The following is a 16,150-nucleotide window of genomic DNA, read 5'->3' on the forward strand; positions in this document are numbered from 1 at the left end:
ATTACAAATGGCTCATAACCAACAACTCATAATTCATAATTCAAAACTTATAATTTTAAAAAACACCTATGGCAGAAATCATAGAACCTATTGAGGAATTCGGACTAAGTACCAAACATAAAAAAAGGTCGCTTTTTTCCAAAATCGGAGTTGTCGGCTGTGGTCGCGATGGCAGGCATATTGTTAGCCTTACAGCCCTTTCGGGAATGGAGGTGGTTTTCATCGAAGTGTCCGACGAAAGAATACAGGAGGCCTTGAGAGATATAGAAAACGGCCTTGATACAAAGATCGAAAACTGGGGGTTGACCCAGAGTGAAAAGCGTGCTACTATGGGACGCGTAAAAGGATCGCTTAACTATAGCGATCTGAAGGGATGCGACTTCGTTATCGAATGTATCCGTTACGAAGCCAATGGAGAGCGCAGTATAGAACTTCGTAAAGAAGTATTCCGTAATCTGGAACTGGTTTTGGCCCCCGATGCAATCATTGCTACCAATGCCACTACCGTTATCATAAGCGAGCTGGCAGCAGACCTTACGCATAAAGAACGCTGTATAAGCCTGCATTTCCCGATTACACACACCGAAGCAAAATTGCTCGAAGTGGTAAGGGGTACATTCACATCACAGGAGGCTATAGATAAGATATATCTGTTTGCCAACATGATCAAATATACACCTATACCTGTCCACGAAAGTAGCGGCCTTGTCAGTTTCCGCTTGTTGATCATCATGCTCAACGAAGCCTGTGAAATATGGATGGAAAATGTAGCCTCTATCGAGGATATCGACAAAGAGTTTACCATTATATACGGTCAGCGGTATGGTATATTCCATCTGGCAGATATTATTGGTATAGAGAAGCTTGTGATGATGATGGAAGACATGTTCCACGAATACGGAGACAAGAAGTATAAGGCGTCGCCTGTGCTTTGGCGCCTCTACCGTTCCAAACAACTTGGTAAATCTACAGGCAGAGGATTCTATATCTACGACAAGGCAGGAAAGCAACTTGGTCTTAACAATTTAATTTAACAGCATGAAGATATTAGTATTGAACTGTGGCAGTTCATCTATCAAATATAAGCTCTTCAATATGGAGAGCAATGAAGTGGTGGCTCAGGGAGTTGTCGAGAAAATAGGACTGAAAGGATCGTTTTTGAAGTTCCCGCTGCCAAATGGAGACAAAGTAGTACTGGAAGGAGAAATTCTGGAGCATCAGGCAGGTATAGAATATATACTCGGTGTTCTTACCAGCGAAAAATATGGTTGTCTCAAGTCTTTGGACGAAATAGATGCAGTAGGGCATCGCGTTGTACATGGTGGCGAAGAGTTCAACAGCAGTGTGTTTATTACCGATGAGGTGATAAAGAAGATGGAGGAGTGTATCGAACTTGCACCTCTGCACAATCCGCCTAACCTTGCCGGAATATATGCCGTAAGAGAACTTATGGGCGATATACCTCAGGTTGGCGTATTCGATACCGCATTTCATCAGACAATGCCGCCCGAAGCCTATATGTACGGATTGCCATACTCCCTGTATGAAAAATATGCTATCCGTCGCTACGGATTTCATGGTACAAGCCACCGCTATGTGTCGCGTAAAGGCTGTGAGTCGTTGGGCGTACCTTACGAAAGCCAGCGTATCATTACAGCACACATCGGTAACGGAGGTTCACTGGCAGCTATCAAAGACGGTAAGTCTATAGACACATCTATGGGAATGACGCCGGTAGAAGGCTTGTTGATGGGTACACGTTGCGGAGATGTAGATGCGGGTATTGTTTCATTTATTATGGAGAAAGAGAATATCGGCACACAGGCCATTTCTACTCTGGTGAACAAGCATAGCGGTCTGTTAGGCGTATCAGGCGTATCTTCCGATATGCGTGAGCTCAATGCAGCTATGGAAGCCGGAAACCCGAGGGCTAAACTGGCATTCGATATATTCGTTCACCGTATCAAAAAATATGTGGGTGCTTATGCAGCTGTTCTCGGAGGGGTTGATATACTGATGTTTACCGGAGGTATAGGCGAAAATGCATCGAATGTTCGTGAACTGGTTTGTGCCGATATGGAATATATGGGTATAAAACTCGATAACGAAAAGAATGCTAAGATACGTGGTGATGAAGCCGTAATCAGTACGCCCGATTCTAAAGTAACTGTTATAGTTGTACCTACAGATGAAGAATATATGATAGCTTCCGATACAATGGAGATTGTGAACAAATAGGGCTATTCGTTTGTAATTCAATAGTATATATAAAATCGGTGCAGTTTGTGCCGATTTTTATTTGTTTATAATCTGCAAGGTTCTTTAACAAAATCCTTGACATTCTGCCTGTCTCCGTTAAACAAATTTAAACTGTTAAAATTACACTCATTATTCTTTGGAATATTCCCCAACGCCCCCTATCTTTGTAATGTGTTTTTCATAGTATTAGATTTAAGGTTAACAATGAAGATTGGTTGTCGTGATGACAACCTTTTCTTTTTTATAAAGTACACATAGCTTCCGCTGGTTTAGAAAAGCCATAATTGCCTTATATGGGTTAAAATCTGCATTCTCTTATCTATTATAATATTATTTTGCAGGATTCTTCAAACGTTTTTTGGGAATTACTGTGCTGAGTTTGCTATAATCAATTTTATCTACTTTGTGCATTATAGGCGGGAAATCATATATTCCTATCCTGTTCAGATCCTTGTTTCTTATAAGTCCGGTTTCTTTATCAAACAGTTTATAACGAAGAAGAGTTATGTCTTCTTTCTCCTTATCCATCATATAAACCAAAGAGCTGTCACTGCTATAGTAATCGTCTAAACCTATAGTCGTAAAATATAATTTGACCGAATTTTCAGGGTTAGTCTTATATTCTCGCTCATTAATGGTAAAAATAAGTGAGACACCAAATTTAAATTCTATATGCTCAGCATCGGCTTTGTTCATATCAAGCCAATCCGTAGTTTCTATAAATAAAAAATCGCCATATCTGGCACTTCTATAAATTACTTTGTAATCATCGAAAGAAAGTTTTGAAAGTGCCGGATCCTTTTTACGTGAAAGCTCCAGTGTACAATACCCGAAGTCATCACTTTCATAGGCATAATAAATCGATTTGTTGCAGCCTGATAGGATGAACACGATTATTAGTGAGAGTATAGTTACTTTTTTCATTTACTTTATAAAGTTGTGATGCAGTTTTTTTTGTATGTATGCAAAGTAAAGATATATTTTGAATAAATACTTTACGAAAAGTAAATCTTCTTTCTTACATTTGTTTGTTCCATTTATAGTTAGATTTTACAATGAATTTCAGAACAAAAGTAGAAATCCCCCGATCCCCATTACATATTTCACATAAGAACCGAATACAAATGCTCGGTTCGTGCTTCATCGAAAATATAGGGAAGCAACTTGTCGATAGCAAATTCAATGTCGACCTCAATCCTTTCGGCGTGTTGTACAATCCTCAGTCTATCGCACAGGCAATACGCATACTGATCGAAAGCAGACAATTTATAGCGGCAGATATTATCCAACACAAGGGGCTATATCACAGCTTCTATCACCATAGTTCTTTTTCCGATACGGATATAGATAAATGTATCTCAAAAATATGTACCAGCACAGAAGAATCTTCTGCTAATCTGCGGAAAGCCGATGTGCTTATCATTACATTCGGTACAGCTTATGTTTTCAGGCATAAGGAGCTCGATACAGTAGTTGGAAATTGCCATAAGCTACCTGCATCGGAATTTGACCGTTATCGCCTTACTGTGGATAGTATCGTAGAGGATTGGAAGACATTGATAGATCAGCTTAGGGAGATAAATCCCCTGTTACAGATCATATTCACCGTCAGCCCGATACGTCATCTCAAAGATGGAGCGCATGACAATCAGCTTAGTAAATCGACATTACTGATGGCTATAGATGAATTATGCAATTATGATAGTGGTTGCCACTATTTTCCTTCGTACGAGATAATGATCGATGAACTGCGCGACTACCGCTTCTATAACGAAGATATGGTGCATCCGTCTCCCCTTGCTATCAGATATATATGGGAACGATTCTCGGAAACATACATCTCAGACGAAGCACACCCCGTAATAGAAGAGTGGAACAAAATATATCTGGCGCTCAATCATAAGCCCTTCAACGACCAAAGTGATGAGTATAAGCATTTTTTAAGGCAAACTTTGTTAAAGCTCAAAGCATTCGACGAGAAATATCCATACATTTGTTGTAACGAAGAGTTATCCCGACTGAAGACATTGTTATAAGATTAATCAGCACAGTAATGAAATATCCCATACATAAAATAGCCAAAATACTTGATGCTATAACCACTGAGTTATACGATGCCGAAATCAGCATTCTGCTGACAGATAGCAGGCAGGTGTTTTTCCCTGCCGAAACATTGTTCTTTGCCCTGTCTACAAAAAATAATGACGGGCATAAATATGTGGATGAGCTATACGGGCTCGGTGTCCGCAACTTTGTAGTGTCACATCTACTGCCTGAATGGGAAAGCTATGACGATGCCAATTTCCTTGTTGTTACCAATACCTTGAATGCTTTGCAACGTCTTGCTGCATACCACCGAAAGCGGTTTGATATTCCGGTGATCGGTATTACGGGCAGTAATGGGAAAACGGTCGTAAAAGAGTGGCTGTACCAGATACTTTATCAGGATTTCAATATAACCCACTCACCCCGCAGTTACAATTCGCAGATAGGCGTGCCACTCTCTGTATGGCAGATGAGCGATCAGACACAGCTCGGTATATTCGAAGCGGGAATATCACAACCCGAAGAAATGTCGAGACTCGAAGCCATTATCCATCCGACCATCGGCATCCTTACCAATATAGGGCAGGCACATCAGGAAGGCTTTAAGAGTATGAAACAGAAGTGCCTCGAAAAACTGGAGCTTTTCATCAACTGTGACGTTATAGTATGTGAAGAAGAAAACGAACTGATAGACGAATGTATGGAGATAGCCTGCCTGTCTCATAAGCGGCTTACATGGTCGCGCAAAGGCTCGCCTGACAGTCCGCTGTACATCATGAAGATAGAAAAGGGCGAAACCTCTTCTGTTATCCATTATGCTTTGTTAGGCATGGTGTCTAAGGCTACCATACCGTTTACTGACGATGCTTCTATCGAAGATGCCATTCATGTGATGGCTACAGCCATATACCTGCATGTGCAATTGCCGGAACTTAACGAGCGGATGGCGACACTGGAGCCGGTAGCCATGCGGCTGGATGTGCGTCAGGGAAAGAATAATTCCACTCTGATCAATGACTCTTACAACTCCGATATAAACTCACTGAACATCGCGCTTGACTTTCTGGCTCAGCGTGCAACTGTAAGCGATCAGAAGAAGGCAATCATTATATCCGATATACCACAGTCGGGACTTGTACTTAAAGATCTGTATTACTTGGCATCGAACCTCATGGTGAACAAAAAGGTAGACTTGCTGGTAGGTATAGGTAAAGAAATATCAGCTCACAAAGAGCTGTTTAAAGGAATTGAGAGCCATTTTTATAATACGACGGATGACTTTATACATTCCAATCTGTGGCACAATTTCCACGATATGTTTATCCTGCTCAAAGGAGCAAGAAGCTTTTCTTTCGAGAGTATCAACAAATTGCTGGAAGTAAAGACCCATGAGACAGTACTCGACATAGACCTCGATGCTATTGTGCACAATTATAACTTCTACAGGTCGAAGCTCGATCCGAAAACCAAAATGATTTGTATGGTCAAGGCTGACGGATACGGCACTGGCTCATCGGAGGTGGCTAAGACGCTGCAATATCACAAATGTGATTATCTGGCTGTCGCTGTAGCCGAAGAAGGTGTATTCCTGCGTAAACAAGGTATAAAAGTACCTATCATCGTACTCAATTCGGAAGTCGGCGGATTTGAAGAACTGGCTACATATTCACTTGAGCCCGAGGTGTATAATTTCCGCATACTCGATGCTTTCATTAAAGAAGCAAAATTGCAGGGAATTACCAACTACCCGATACATATAAAGATAGATACGGGCATGCACCGGCTGGGTTTCACAGCAGAGGACATTCCCGAACTGATAAATCGTGTCAAGAGCCAGACCGGTATACGCATACAATCCGTATTTTCGCATCTGGCAGCCAGTGAAAGCTGGAACTTTGACGATTTCACACTCGAACAAATAAAAACATTCAAGAAAATAGCCAAAGAAGTAGAAGACAACTGCCACTATCCTGTCATGAAACATATCCTCAATTCGGCAGGAATAGAACGTTTCCCCGAAGAACAGATGGATATGGTGCGTCTGGGTATCAGCCTGTATGGCGTCAGTGCCAGCGGACTGGAAGGGCTTCGCAATGTATGCACATTGAAGACGACTATTCTGCAAATAAAACACATAAAGGCAGGTGAAACAGTTGGTTACGGGCGAAAAGGGCACTTCGATCACGATGCCGTTATCGCTACTATCCGTATTGGATATGCGGATGGTATCAGTCGCCAGTTTGGCAATGGAATAGGAAGTGTCATGGTGAATGGCCGTTCTGTACCTATTGTCGGTAACATCTGTATGGACCTGACTATGATAGATGTTACAGGAGTAGAAGTTAAGGAAGGCGATGTCGTTACCATTTTTGGAGAAAATCCATCGGTAAAGGAATTAGCTAAAAAAATCGGCACCATTCCTTACGAAATACTCACATCTATATCTAACAGGGTGAAGCACATTTATTATAAGGAATAAACCAAATCAAAGAATAATTATTTCAAAGATCATATGACGGAGATTGTAGCTGTGGCTATAGTCTCCTTTCTTTTTTAACTAAAACCTGACATTCCTTACAAGTTTATTAGTTTATAGCCTACTAGCTTGCTAATATTATTTTTTGTTTTTCGTAGGGGCTGACCCGCGTGTCTGCCCGTTTATTTGATCTTCAGGCGAACACATGGGTTCGCCCCTACAAGCTCGCTCCCTTTTGAGGCTTTACAACCCCCCTCTCACTTTGGGGAGGGTCGGGGTGAGGTGAATTTTAACTAAAACCTCACATTCCTGACAGAAATTCCAACCTTTAAACTCTTAAACTTTAAATCGTATGTTTATTCAAAGATCGCTTTTGGTTGTTAACTGCTGTCTGATCACTGCTAACTGATATATAGATAAACCTTAAAAAGAAAAATACATTCTTCCAAAATCTTTATTTTGCAATATGTTTCATGAACCTTTTTTCTTACCGAATGTTAAATTATTAGTAAAAAAACGCAGAATGTTTTTATATCTTTTAAAACAATGATACATTTGCGGAACGAAATATAGTTGCATAGACAATTAAAAATAAAGCTAACAATTTAACAGCAAGATATGATAAAAAAAAGCCTGGCGATAATCTCCATCTTCATATTTGCCTGTATATCGTCTGTTACGGCTCAACAGCTTCTCAGTCTGGAACAATGCAGGCAACTGGCGATTGAAAACAATAAAACGCTGAAAATAGCGACCGAAGAAGAACGGGTTGCCTATTACAATAAGAAAGAGGCTCTAAGCAAGTACTTCCCCGAAATACAATTCGTGGGTGGATACCTGCACAATCAGAAAAACCTCTATCTGATCCCTTCTTCGGCGATTCCTTCGTCAATAACCCTTCCCATCGAGATACCCAATATAGGAAATACTATTCCTGTATCAGACGAGGTAAGGAATGCCATCCATAACGTAGGTAAGGTAGACATCAAAAATATATGGGCAGGAGGATTCAATCTTACCCAACCTATATTTATGGGTGGAAAGATAGTTGCATACAACGATCTGCGCAGTTATGCCGAAGAGCTTGCCAAGACAATGAAGGAAACCAAGATGACTGATGTCATTGTAGAAGTCGACAACGCATACTGGCAGGTAGTCTCTGTAGCTAACAAGAAGAAACTGGCTGAATCGTATGTAGAGCTGATGCAGAAGATGGATTCGGACATCTCCGCGATGGAGCAGGAGGGAGTCGTTACCAAAGCCGACAGGCTATCTGTAAATGTGAAGCTAAACGAGGCTGAAATGACACTGACTAAAGCCGAGAACGGACTCAGTCTTGCCAAAATGCTGCTGTCGCAGATATGCGGACTCGATATAAGCGATGCCATTACATTACAGGACGAAAATATAAGCAATGTAGATGTATCTAAAGAAGCCGATGCTATGCCAAATGTCGATGAAGCATTGGTAAACCGTACCGAAATCAGGAGCCTCGAACTGGCTACCAAGATATACGAAAAGCAGGAAAAGATCGCTCTGGCCGATTTCATGCCCAATCTGGCTTTTACGGCTAACTACCTGTGGACAAACCCGAATCTGTTTGACGGATACGAAAAGAAGTTCGGCGGTATGTGGAATGTAGGTGTAGTGCTTAAAGTACCTCTAAATTTCTTCTCTAATTCATCGAAGTTGAATGCTGCCAAAGCAGAGACCCGCATTAAGAAATATGAATTGGCCGATGCTAAGGAGAAAATCACCTTGCAGATCAACCAGTCGGCATACAAGCTGAATGAAGCCTATAAGAAACTGGCTATGGCAAAAAAGAACAGCGAAAAAGCCGATGAAAATCTCCGCTATGCAAATGTGGGCTTTGATGAAGGTGTTATAGCATCTTCCGATGTGATGACTGCCCATACAGCATGGCTCGCGGCTCACTCCGATCTCATAGATGCACAAATAGATATTGTCCTTTGCAAGATATACCTGAACAAAGCACTGGGCAGAAAACTGTAATAACAAACAATCATATCATAATAGTATGGATACAGAAAACAAAAAGTCGGGATCGAAATTGATACCAATACTGGTATTTGCCGCCATCATCGTAATCGTAGGCTTGTACGGTTTCTTCTTCCTCAATCAGGAAGATAATGTCATACAGGGAGAGGCCGATGTTACCGAAGTGCGTATATCCAGCAAAGTACCCGGACGTATAGAAAAATATCTGGTAGAGGAAGGAAGCTATGTGAAGAAAGGCGATACACTGGCAATACTCAGTATTCCCGATGTAGAAGCTAAACTGGCACAGGCTACCGCAGCCGAACAAGGTGCTGCTGCACAGAATCAGAAAGCTATAAAAGGGGCGCGCACCGAACAGATACAAGGAGCTTACGAAATGTGGCAGAAAGCTGTAGTCGGAGTAGATATAGCTCAAAAGTCGTTTACCCGCGTGCAGAATCTCTTCAATAAAGGGGTTGTAACAGCGCAGAAACGCGATGAAACGGAAGCTCAGCTGAATGCTGCAATAGCTACCGAAAAGGCTGCCAAATCGCAATACAATATGGCCGTAAACGGTGCCGAGCGTGAAGATAAAGAGGCCGCCCTTGCCATGCTCGACAGAGCTAAAGGTGCAGTTGCGGAAGTTGCCTCTTACATATCGGAAAGCTACCTTATATCGCCTATAGACGGTAAAATATCCGAGAAATTTCCCAATGTGGGAGAACTTGTGGGTACAGGTGCGCCTATAATGAATGTGGCAAAACTCGATGACAAATGGGGCTCTTTCAATATACGTGAAGATCGCCTCAAAGACTATAAAGACATAGGTACAACATTGAAAGCTTATGTACCTGCTCTCGACAAAGAGGTGGAAATGGAAGTCTATTATGTCAAAGATCTCGGCTCGTATGCCGCATGGAAGGCTACGAAGATTACCGGACAATACGACCGTAAGACTTTTGAGGTGAAGGCGCGTTTCAAAGACCCTACGATAGATGTGCTTCCGGGTATGTCACTTATCATAAAAGAATAAGCTTAGTTACTGGGTCAATGAATACATTCATAACTCATAATTTATAATTAAATGACAGGCATATTGGCTATATTCAAGAGAGAGTGGTTGCGCATCTCTACTTCCAAGATATGTATATGGGGGCTGTTCGTTACGCCGTTATTGTCCCTCATTATACTGATGTGGATGATGAGCAGCGGTCTTCCTTCACGCATACCGATAGCTGTGGTCGATCTCGATAATTCTACTACATCACGTTCATTAGTACGTCAGCTCGATGCCTTTGAAAAGACAGATGTGAAATACAAAAGCCTGTCATTCAAAGAAGCCCGCGAAATGATGCAGCGCATGGAGGTATATGCAGTACTTACCATACCAAAAGATTTTGCCAAAGACGCTGTATCGGGTAACCGTCCTAAATTGGTCTATTACACCAACAACGCATTCCTCATATCGGGTTCGCTGTTGTTCCAGGACTTAAAGACAGTATCTACGCTGGCTTCGGCGGCAGTAGGGTTGCAAACGGCAGAGGCCAAAGGTTTTACTGCAAATCAGGTGATGCCCATCCTGCAACCGATCACAATAGATTCGCACCCGATAGGAAATCCCTGGCTCAATTATTCGGTCTATCTCAATAATGTCATACTACCGGGAATACTTCAACTGATTATACTCATGTTCACTGTTTCGGCTTTCGGCTCCGAGATAAAGTCGGGTACAGGTTCCAAACTACTGGCTATGGGGAATAATTCCATAGCGAAAGTAGTAATAGGGAAATTGCTGCCCTATACCATCCTATACGCCATCATGGCGCTGCTGTTTATGTCCATACTGTATTACTATAACCACTTTCCGCTACATAGCGGATTCTGGCCGATGTTTTTCAACTATCTCTGTCTGATACTTGCAGCACAGGGAGCTGGCGTTATGCTGTTGGGCATATTCCGCAACTACCGTTTTGCTCTTAGCATTGCCAGCCTTATCGGCATGGTCTCATTCTCCATTACAGGATTCTCCTTTTCTACATTGGCTATGGATGGTAGCTTGAGCGCTTTGAGCAACTTCTTTCCGTTGCGGCACTTCTTCCTGATTTATGTAGATCAGGCACTTAACGGCATTCCATTTGGTTATTCCATGTATCAGTATGCAGCACTATTGTGTTTTGTCCTGCTGTCTATCTTCTTTTGGGGAGTACTCAAAAGGTTGTTGAAAGAAAATATATATGAACTATAAAAGAAACGACATAAAGATATGAAGAAGCTATTGCTCGATATATACTATGTTTGGATCAACGAACTGAAGGTTGTCTTTAAAGATGAAGCCGTTATACTGCTGTTCTTTATCGTACCTTTGGCCTATCCCGTTTTATATAGCTTCATCTACAACAATGAGACAGCCCGCGAAGTAAAAGTCGTGGTAGTCGACGATTCTCATTCGGCACTATCCCGCGAGTTTAAACGTAAGGTAGATGCTACCGCCGACGTTCATGTCATAGGTTATGCCACCGATATGGAAGAAGCCCGCGAAGCCATGCGCCGCAAAGAAGCTTATGGTATTATGTATATTCCTGCCGATTTCAGCAGAAAGATCAATACCCAGCAACAAACTACAGTAAGTGTATATGCCGATATGAGCAGCCTGTTGTTTTACAAAGCTATGTTGCTGAGCGCTACCGAAGTATCACTCGACATGGGAGCCGATATACGTGTAGCCGAAACAGGCGGTGAAACACAGGAACAGGATCAGACCACACGTCAGACTGTAGAAAGCGAGTGGGTGACAATGTATAATCCACAGAACGGATTCGCCAGTTTTCTCGTTCCTGCCATACTTTTACTTATCATTCAGCAGACATTAATACTTGGTATTGCTACCATAGTGGGTACTCACAACGACAAGAAACGTTTTACTATCGCCTCGCATACCGCCGAAGGCAAGAATGTAGGAGCTATAAAGCTGACCATTGGTAAAGCATTCTGCTACGCATCCTTATATATGGTAGTGTCGGTATGGGTACTGCGTGTAATACCATACCTGTTCAAGTTCCCTCAGATAGGCGATCCTCTCACTATTGCTGCATTTCTGATGCCGTTCCTGCTGGCAGCTACCTTCTTTGGCATGACTTTGTCTTACTTCTGTTCTCAGCGCGAGTTTGGAATGATACTTTTCGTATTTACCAGTGTCATCTTCATCTTCATCTCCGGTATCTCGTGGCCTTGGACGGCTATTCCCGATTCTATAAAGGCCATCGCTTATATTATTCCGTCTACACCGGGTATTCATGGGTTTATCAAGATCAATACAATGGGTTCGACCCTTGTTGACGTCTGGCCTGAATATATTGCCCTCTGGGTTCAATCCCTTATTTATTGTATTACCGCCATACTAATGTACAGATGGTGGATACAAAATTACGATCCCGAATATAAGGGAATGCTTAGTAAAAGGTAATACTTTTCAGTTAGCAGTCGACAGTTATCAGTTAACATGATCTTCTCCGTTTGTGTGAGGAATTTTAACTAAAACTTGACAAACTTGACACTTTTTGCACTATTTTTTAATTGTAACTTTCCTGCCACTTTACCATTTCTCATCCACTCTAAAAAATTATATAGATAAAAATCTGCGGACTTCATCAAAGCACATTTTATTTTCAAAAGAATGATAATCCGGATAAATCTTTAACTTTACCGCATTGTGATAAATCCTGTGAATATAGAAAATGAAGCTATACAAGGTCTATATTATATTATTTTCTCTAGCCCTGTCTTTATTTGTTTGTTATGCCCGAAATGGCAGTCGAACAACAATAATGCTATATGGCGGGCAGCCTCGTGATAGTATAAAGAATAGCTATGCGAAACCACAGAAAGATGTACGAGACGAGATAATTATGAACGCTCTGCAATCGGGTGATACTACATTTGTAGTCAATGAGGTGTATGTGCCTATCCTTAATGGGGATACACTCTTCGCAGATACCGTCCGTACCCGCATATACATCGATCCTTCTAAGTCATCGGTGTATTACGATCGGATTTGCGATTTCAGTTTAGATGATGAATCTTATTACGAGACACCTTCCTCTAAAAAGAAGAAAATTCCGTCTGACCTTTTCCGCGAATGGATTCCTTTACATTTATATAATGGTGACTATTACCTTTATGCACCCTGTGAATGGATAATAGATAAATATAAGATAACAGATTCTGTCCTTATCTTTTATGGGTGGATGGATGGCGATTACGGCTTTTCGTATGATAAAATTACCCAGCGGACAGGAGGCTACTCTATACAGGATGTAAGAGATATATATAACGAGCTTTATACAGAACTAAACATTTATATAATAGATGAAACTCGGGGAATTGCTGTATTCGAGTATATAGGTGCAAGTGAAGACTTTAAATTCAGGCTACAAGTGAGAGCCGATAAGGCACGACAGTTCCCAATCGTCGTTCACGACTGTAAATGGAAGCAACTTGAATATGAATTCGAGAAACCCGATTATGAAGCCTTATTGAAGAAGATTAGGAAGTAACTTCCGTTTATTCCTTTTTGTTGAGGAAAGAGCTGATTTTCTCATATATCTTTACCATTCGCATGGTAGACTCCGGTATTTCAAAATCTTCTTTCTTTGCGAATCCTCCTTCTATCAGAAGTTCTGCTGCGTGTTGCGCATCCGTTTCTTTCACCTGTAGCTTTATCCCGCCAAGACCTACGGGGTGTATCAGATTTATCAGTTCGTCTTTCAACAGGCAGAATATCTTATTATCCTCAAGATAAGACTTGGCAACAGCCATTAACTTTTCAGAATTTTGCTGTCTGATACTTTTTCCTATTTTTGAGCAATTACTAAATAATGATTTTGTGAAAGACGTCTTTGGGTGTTAATAACAAATAATTATTAAGTGTGTTTTACTAAAAAAGCATGGCCTTGATAGAAAAGCCATGCTTTTGTTTTTATAAAGAGGTTTTTTTATTTCTCCACTCTTATTCTCGCATCTACGGCAATCACCTTTTCTTCGTTTGCCAGTAGCGGATTAATATCCATTTCTTTTATTTCCGGAGCGAAGCGTAGCATAACAGACAGGCGTACAATTATTTCGATAAACAATTTTTCGTTCAGCCCTTTCTGTCCGCGTACCCCTTTTATTATTTTGTATGCTCGCAGCGATTGCACCATCGAAGTCGCCTCATGGAAGCTAAGTGGAGCAAGCCCCGACGCCACGTCCTGCAATATCTCTACAAAAATACCGCCTAGTCCGCACAATACGATGTGTCCGTATGTCGGCTCATATTTAGCTCCTATAAACAATTCCTGTCCCGACAACATTGGTTGTATCATTACCGAAGTCGTGTCAGGAATTTTCATCAACCGGTCAAATTCCAATGCCAGATGTTCGTCCGAACGGATATTCAGCACTACACCGCCCACATCCGATTTATGAAGAGGCCCTACGCATTTTGCAACAATCGGATAGCCTATCTTTTGTCCGAAAGCTATTGCCTCCTCCTTGTTTGCAGTCACCATTTCCTGCACCTGTGGTATTCCGGCAGCGTCGAACAGTTCTCTGATCATATCACTGTCGATATATCCGTTAGGCACTTTCTCTATAATAGTACGTATGCGTGGAATATCTACTGCTACATCCTCTATTTTGTCTACCGAAGGCGGAGTCCACAAAGCCACTTTAGATACGGCGTTTGCCAGAGCATATTCGTCCGTAAAGTTCACATGTCCCCGTTTTACGAAGTCATCCATCTCCTTTGTTGCTGATATTACCGACGGTAAAATCGGATAGATAGGCAACTTGCTCGATTTTATTTTTTCATCCAGCATTTCGTATGCTTCGGCTACGTTGCTCACACCCGGGTTTCCGTATATAACCGAAATGCCGTCTATTTCTTTAAAATGTTTTTCGCAAAAGTCGATACAATATGCCATGTGCTCGCCTGTTCCTGTTCCTATGATATCTATCGGGTTCGACACTGCGGCTCCGGGCAAAAGATGTTTTTTTAATTCGGCAGCCATATCCTTGTCCATTTCAGGAACATCAATATTCCCTTTAGATAAGGCATCGGTCAAGATTACAGCAGGGCCTCCCGCCTGAGTGATGATAGCCATATTACGGCCTTTCATTTTCTTCAATGTCAGCACAGCAGCTACGTTGGCAAGCTCTTCACGCGAATAGCATCGGATGATTCCTGCTTTACGGAAAAGAGCTTCTACAGCCGAATCTGAACTGGCAATAGCACCTGTGTGTGACGATGCAGCACGGCTTCCCGAAGCAGAACTTCCCGATTTTATCGCAGCTATTTTACACCCTTTATTAATCAGTGATGACGAATGATGCAGGAAGCGGTCAGGATCGGCAATCTTTTCCAGATACAATAATTTTATTTTAGGACTTGTCTGTGGATCAAATTCATTATCCAGATGTTCCAGTATGTCTTCTACACCTACCTGTGCCGCATTACCTATCGACCATGCCGAATTGAATCGCAAACCTATTCGCATGGCTGATTCTATAATATATGTAATGGTACCGCCCGAACTGGATATAATATCTACTCCCTGCGGGTCTAGTATTGGTACAGGCTTGGTAAAGATACTCTGATGAATGGTGTTGAAGAATCCCGAACAATTAGGCCCGATCATCACTACTCCGGCTTTGTTCACTATCTCCAGTAATTTCTTTTCAAGAATTGCACCCTCTTCCGACTCTTCGCTGAATCCGGCCGAAAATACAATAAAAGCTTTTACTCCTTTTTCTTTTGCCATATATTCTACAGTGTGTAGACATTGGCTTGCAGGAACCGATATGATGGCAAGGTCGGTCTGAGGTATTTCCTCGATACTTGTATATGCCTTCACACCTTGTATAGTTCCTCCTCGGGCATTGACAACATACAGGTCTCTGTCGAACGACCCGGTCGTCAGATTATAGAGAACACTACCTCCCGGTTTCAAAATGTTATCAGAAGCACCTACTACTACAATACTTTTGGGGTTGATTAACTGTTGATAGTTCATAAAACGGATATTTTGGTGTTATTTTGTACAAAAATAGTGATTTTCGCAATATGCTGACGGATATATAAACATAATATATAACATACAAAAGGTAAAAAAGGATAAACTGAATATCATTCTATGTTTTAAAGTTTTTTCGGATGAAATATGTTTTATAACATGTTGCGTGTTAGTGAACTAAGTATTATCTTTGAAATCCTGTGCAAAAAAAATAAATAAAAACATGCTTTTTTATTTTGTATTTAGTTATTTTATTCTTTATCTTTGCACCCGCTTTGAGACAGAACGGGCTCTGTAATGACAGGCCTTCCTTGAAGCATAA

At 41.4% G+C, this 16,150-nt stretch carries 12 protein-coding genes; 9 read left to right on the plus strand and 3 right to left on the minus strand.

Annotation, left to right across the window (positions count from 1 at the left end; all coding sequences use genetic code 11):
- Nucleotides 1–68: 68 nt before the first annotated feature.
- On the plus strand, nucleotides 69–1,034 hold the full coding sequence (locus tag M2448_RS18215; RefSeq protein ID WP_280647573.1) for a 3-hydroxyacyl-CoA dehydrogenase NAD-binding domain-containing protein: 966 nt from the start codon (nucleotides 69–71) through the stop codon (nucleotides 1,032–1,034).
- A gap of 4 nt (nucleotides 1,035–1,038) precedes the next feature.
- Nucleotides 1,039–2,238 carry an acetate kinase gene (locus M2448_RS18220; RefSeq protein WP_280647574.1) on the plus strand — a complete coding sequence of 400 codons (1,200 nt, stop codon included), beginning with the start codon at nucleotides 1,039–1,041 and terminating at the stop codon, nucleotides 2,236–2,238.
- A gap of 351 nt (nucleotides 2,239–2,589) precedes the next feature.
- Here M2448_RS18220 and M2448_RS18225 read toward each other — a convergent pair whose 3' ends face one another.
- Entirely contained in the window at nucleotides 2,590–3,183 is a 594-nt protein-coding gene (locus M2448_RS18225) for a hypothetical protein (RefSeq protein ID WP_280647575.1), read from the minus strand.
- A 131-nt stretch (nucleotides 3,184–3,314) separates the two neighbouring features.
- Here M2448_RS18225 and M2448_RS18230 point away from each other — a divergent pair, with 131 nt between their 5' ends.
- The 7 genes from M2448_RS18230 to M2448_RS18260 all read left to right on the plus strand — a co-directional run bounded on the left by M2448_RS18230 (nucleotide 3,315) and on the right by M2448_RS18260 (nucleotide 13,332).
- On the plus strand, nucleotides 3,315–4,295 hold the full coding sequence (locus tag M2448_RS18230) for a GSCFA domain-containing protein (protein ID WP_280647576.1): 981 nt from the start codon (nucleotides 3,315–3,317) through the stop codon (nucleotides 4,293–4,295).
- A gap of 17 nt (nucleotides 4,296–4,312) precedes the next feature.
- Complete coding sequence (locus tag M2448_RS18235) at nucleotides 4,313–6,784, plus strand: bifunctional UDP-N-acetylmuramoyl-tripeptide:D-alanyl-D-alanine ligase/alanine racemase (protein WP_280647577.1); 2,472 nt, start codon at nucleotides 4,313–4,315, stop codon at nucleotides 6,782–6,784.
- 615 nt (nucleotides 6,785–7,399) lie between these two features.
- The gene (locus tag M2448_RS18240; protein ID WP_280647578.1) at nucleotides 7,400–8,794 is read left to right on the plus strand and encodes a TolC family protein; all 1,395 of its coding nucleotides are present in this window, start codon (nucleotides 7,400–7,402) and stop codon (nucleotides 8,792–8,794) included.
- Between the two features lie 25 nt (nucleotides 8,795–8,819).
- Nucleotides 8,820–9,812, plus strand: a complete 993-nt coding sequence (locus tag M2448_RS18245; protein WP_280647579.1) for a biotin/lipoyl-binding protein — start codon at nucleotides 8,820–8,822, stop codon at nucleotides 9,810–9,812.
- A gap of 51 nt (nucleotides 9,813–9,863) precedes the next feature.
- The gene (locus M2448_RS18250) at nucleotides 9,864–11,024 is read left to right on the plus strand and encodes an ABC transporter permease (protein ID WP_280647580.1); all 1,161 of its coding nucleotides are present in this window, start codon (nucleotides 9,864–9,866) and stop codon (nucleotides 11,022–11,024) included.
- 18 nt (nucleotides 11,025–11,042) lie between these two features.
- The gene (locus M2448_RS18255) at nucleotides 11,043–12,242 is read left to right on the plus strand and encodes an ABC transporter permease (protein WP_280647581.1); all 1,200 of its coding nucleotides are present in this window, start codon (nucleotides 11,043–11,045) and stop codon (nucleotides 12,240–12,242) included.
- Between the two features lie 271 nt (nucleotides 12,243–12,513).
- Nucleotides 12,514–13,332, plus strand: a complete 819-nt coding sequence (locus M2448_RS18260) for a hypothetical protein (protein WP_280647582.1) — start codon at nucleotides 12,514–12,516, stop codon at nucleotides 13,330–13,332.
- A 7-nt stretch (nucleotides 13,333–13,339) separates the two neighbouring features.
- On the opposite strand, the gene M2448_RS18265 is transcribed toward M2448_RS18260, so the two are convergent.
- Together M2448_RS18265 and M2448_RS18270 are read right to left on the minus strand one after the other, a co-directional pair.
- The gene (locus M2448_RS18265) at nucleotides 13,340–13,594 is read right to left on the minus strand and encodes a hypothetical protein (protein WP_280647583.1); all 255 of its coding nucleotides are present in this window, start codon (nucleotides 13,592–13,594) and stop codon (nucleotides 13,340–13,342) included.
- 176 nt (nucleotides 13,595–13,770) lie between these two features.
- Nucleotides 13,771–15,828, minus strand: coding sequence for an acetate--CoA ligase (locus M2448_RS18270; RefSeq protein WP_280647584.1), 2,058 nt, complete (start codon nucleotides 15,826–15,828; stop codon nucleotides 13,771–13,773).
- Nucleotides 15,829–16,150 lie beyond the last annotated feature (322 nt).

The sequence above is a fragment of the Dysgonomonas sp. PF1-14 genome (assembly GCF_029892965.1).
Classification (GTDB): Bacteria; Bacteroidota; Bacteroidia; order Bacteroidales; family Dysgonomonadaceae; genus Dysgonomonas.

Coding starts and splice junctions, on each gene's coding strand:
- M2448_RS18260 (WP_280647582.1), top strand. CDS start 12,514: ATGAAGCTATACAAGGTCTATATTATATTATTTTCTCTAGCCCTGTCT.
- M2448_RS18215 (WP_280647573.1), top strand. CDS start 69: ATGGCAGAAATCATAGAACCTATTGAGGAATTCGGACTAAGTACCAAA.
- M2448_RS18240 (WP_280647578.1), top strand. CDS start 7,400: ATGATAAAAAAAAGCCTGGCGATAATCTCCATCTTCATATTTGCCTGT.
- M2448_RS18270 (WP_280647584.1), bottom strand. CDS start 15,828: ATGAACTATCAACAGTTAATCAACCCCAAAAGTATTGTAGTAGTAGGT.
- M2448_RS18220 (WP_280647574.1), top strand. CDS start 1,039: ATGAAGATATTAGTATTGAACTGTGGCAGTTCATCTATCAAATATAAG.
- M2448_RS18265 (WP_280647583.1), bottom strand. CDS start 13,594: ATGGCTGTTGCCAAGTCTTATCTTGAGGATAATAAGATATTCTGCCTG.
- M2448_RS18255 (WP_280647581.1), top strand. CDS start 11,043: ATGAAGAAGCTATTGCTCGATATATACTATGTTTGGATCAACGAACTG.
- M2448_RS18245 (WP_280647579.1), top strand. CDS start 8,820: ATGGATACAGAAAACAAAAAGTCGGGATCGAAATTGATACCAATACTG.
- M2448_RS18225 (WP_280647575.1), bottom strand. CDS start 3,183: ATGAAAAAAGTAACTATACTCTCACTAATAATCGTGTTCATCCTATCA.
- M2448_RS18235 (WP_280647577.1), top strand. CDS start 4,313: ATGAAATATCCCATACATAAAATAGCCAAAATACTTGATGCTATAACC.
- M2448_RS18250 (WP_280647580.1), top strand. CDS start 9,864: ATGACAGGCATATTGGCTATATTCAAGAGAGAGTGGTTGCGCATCTCT.
- M2448_RS18230 (WP_280647576.1), top strand. CDS start 3,315: ATGAATTTCAGAACAAAAGTAGAAATCCCCCGATCCCCATTACATATT.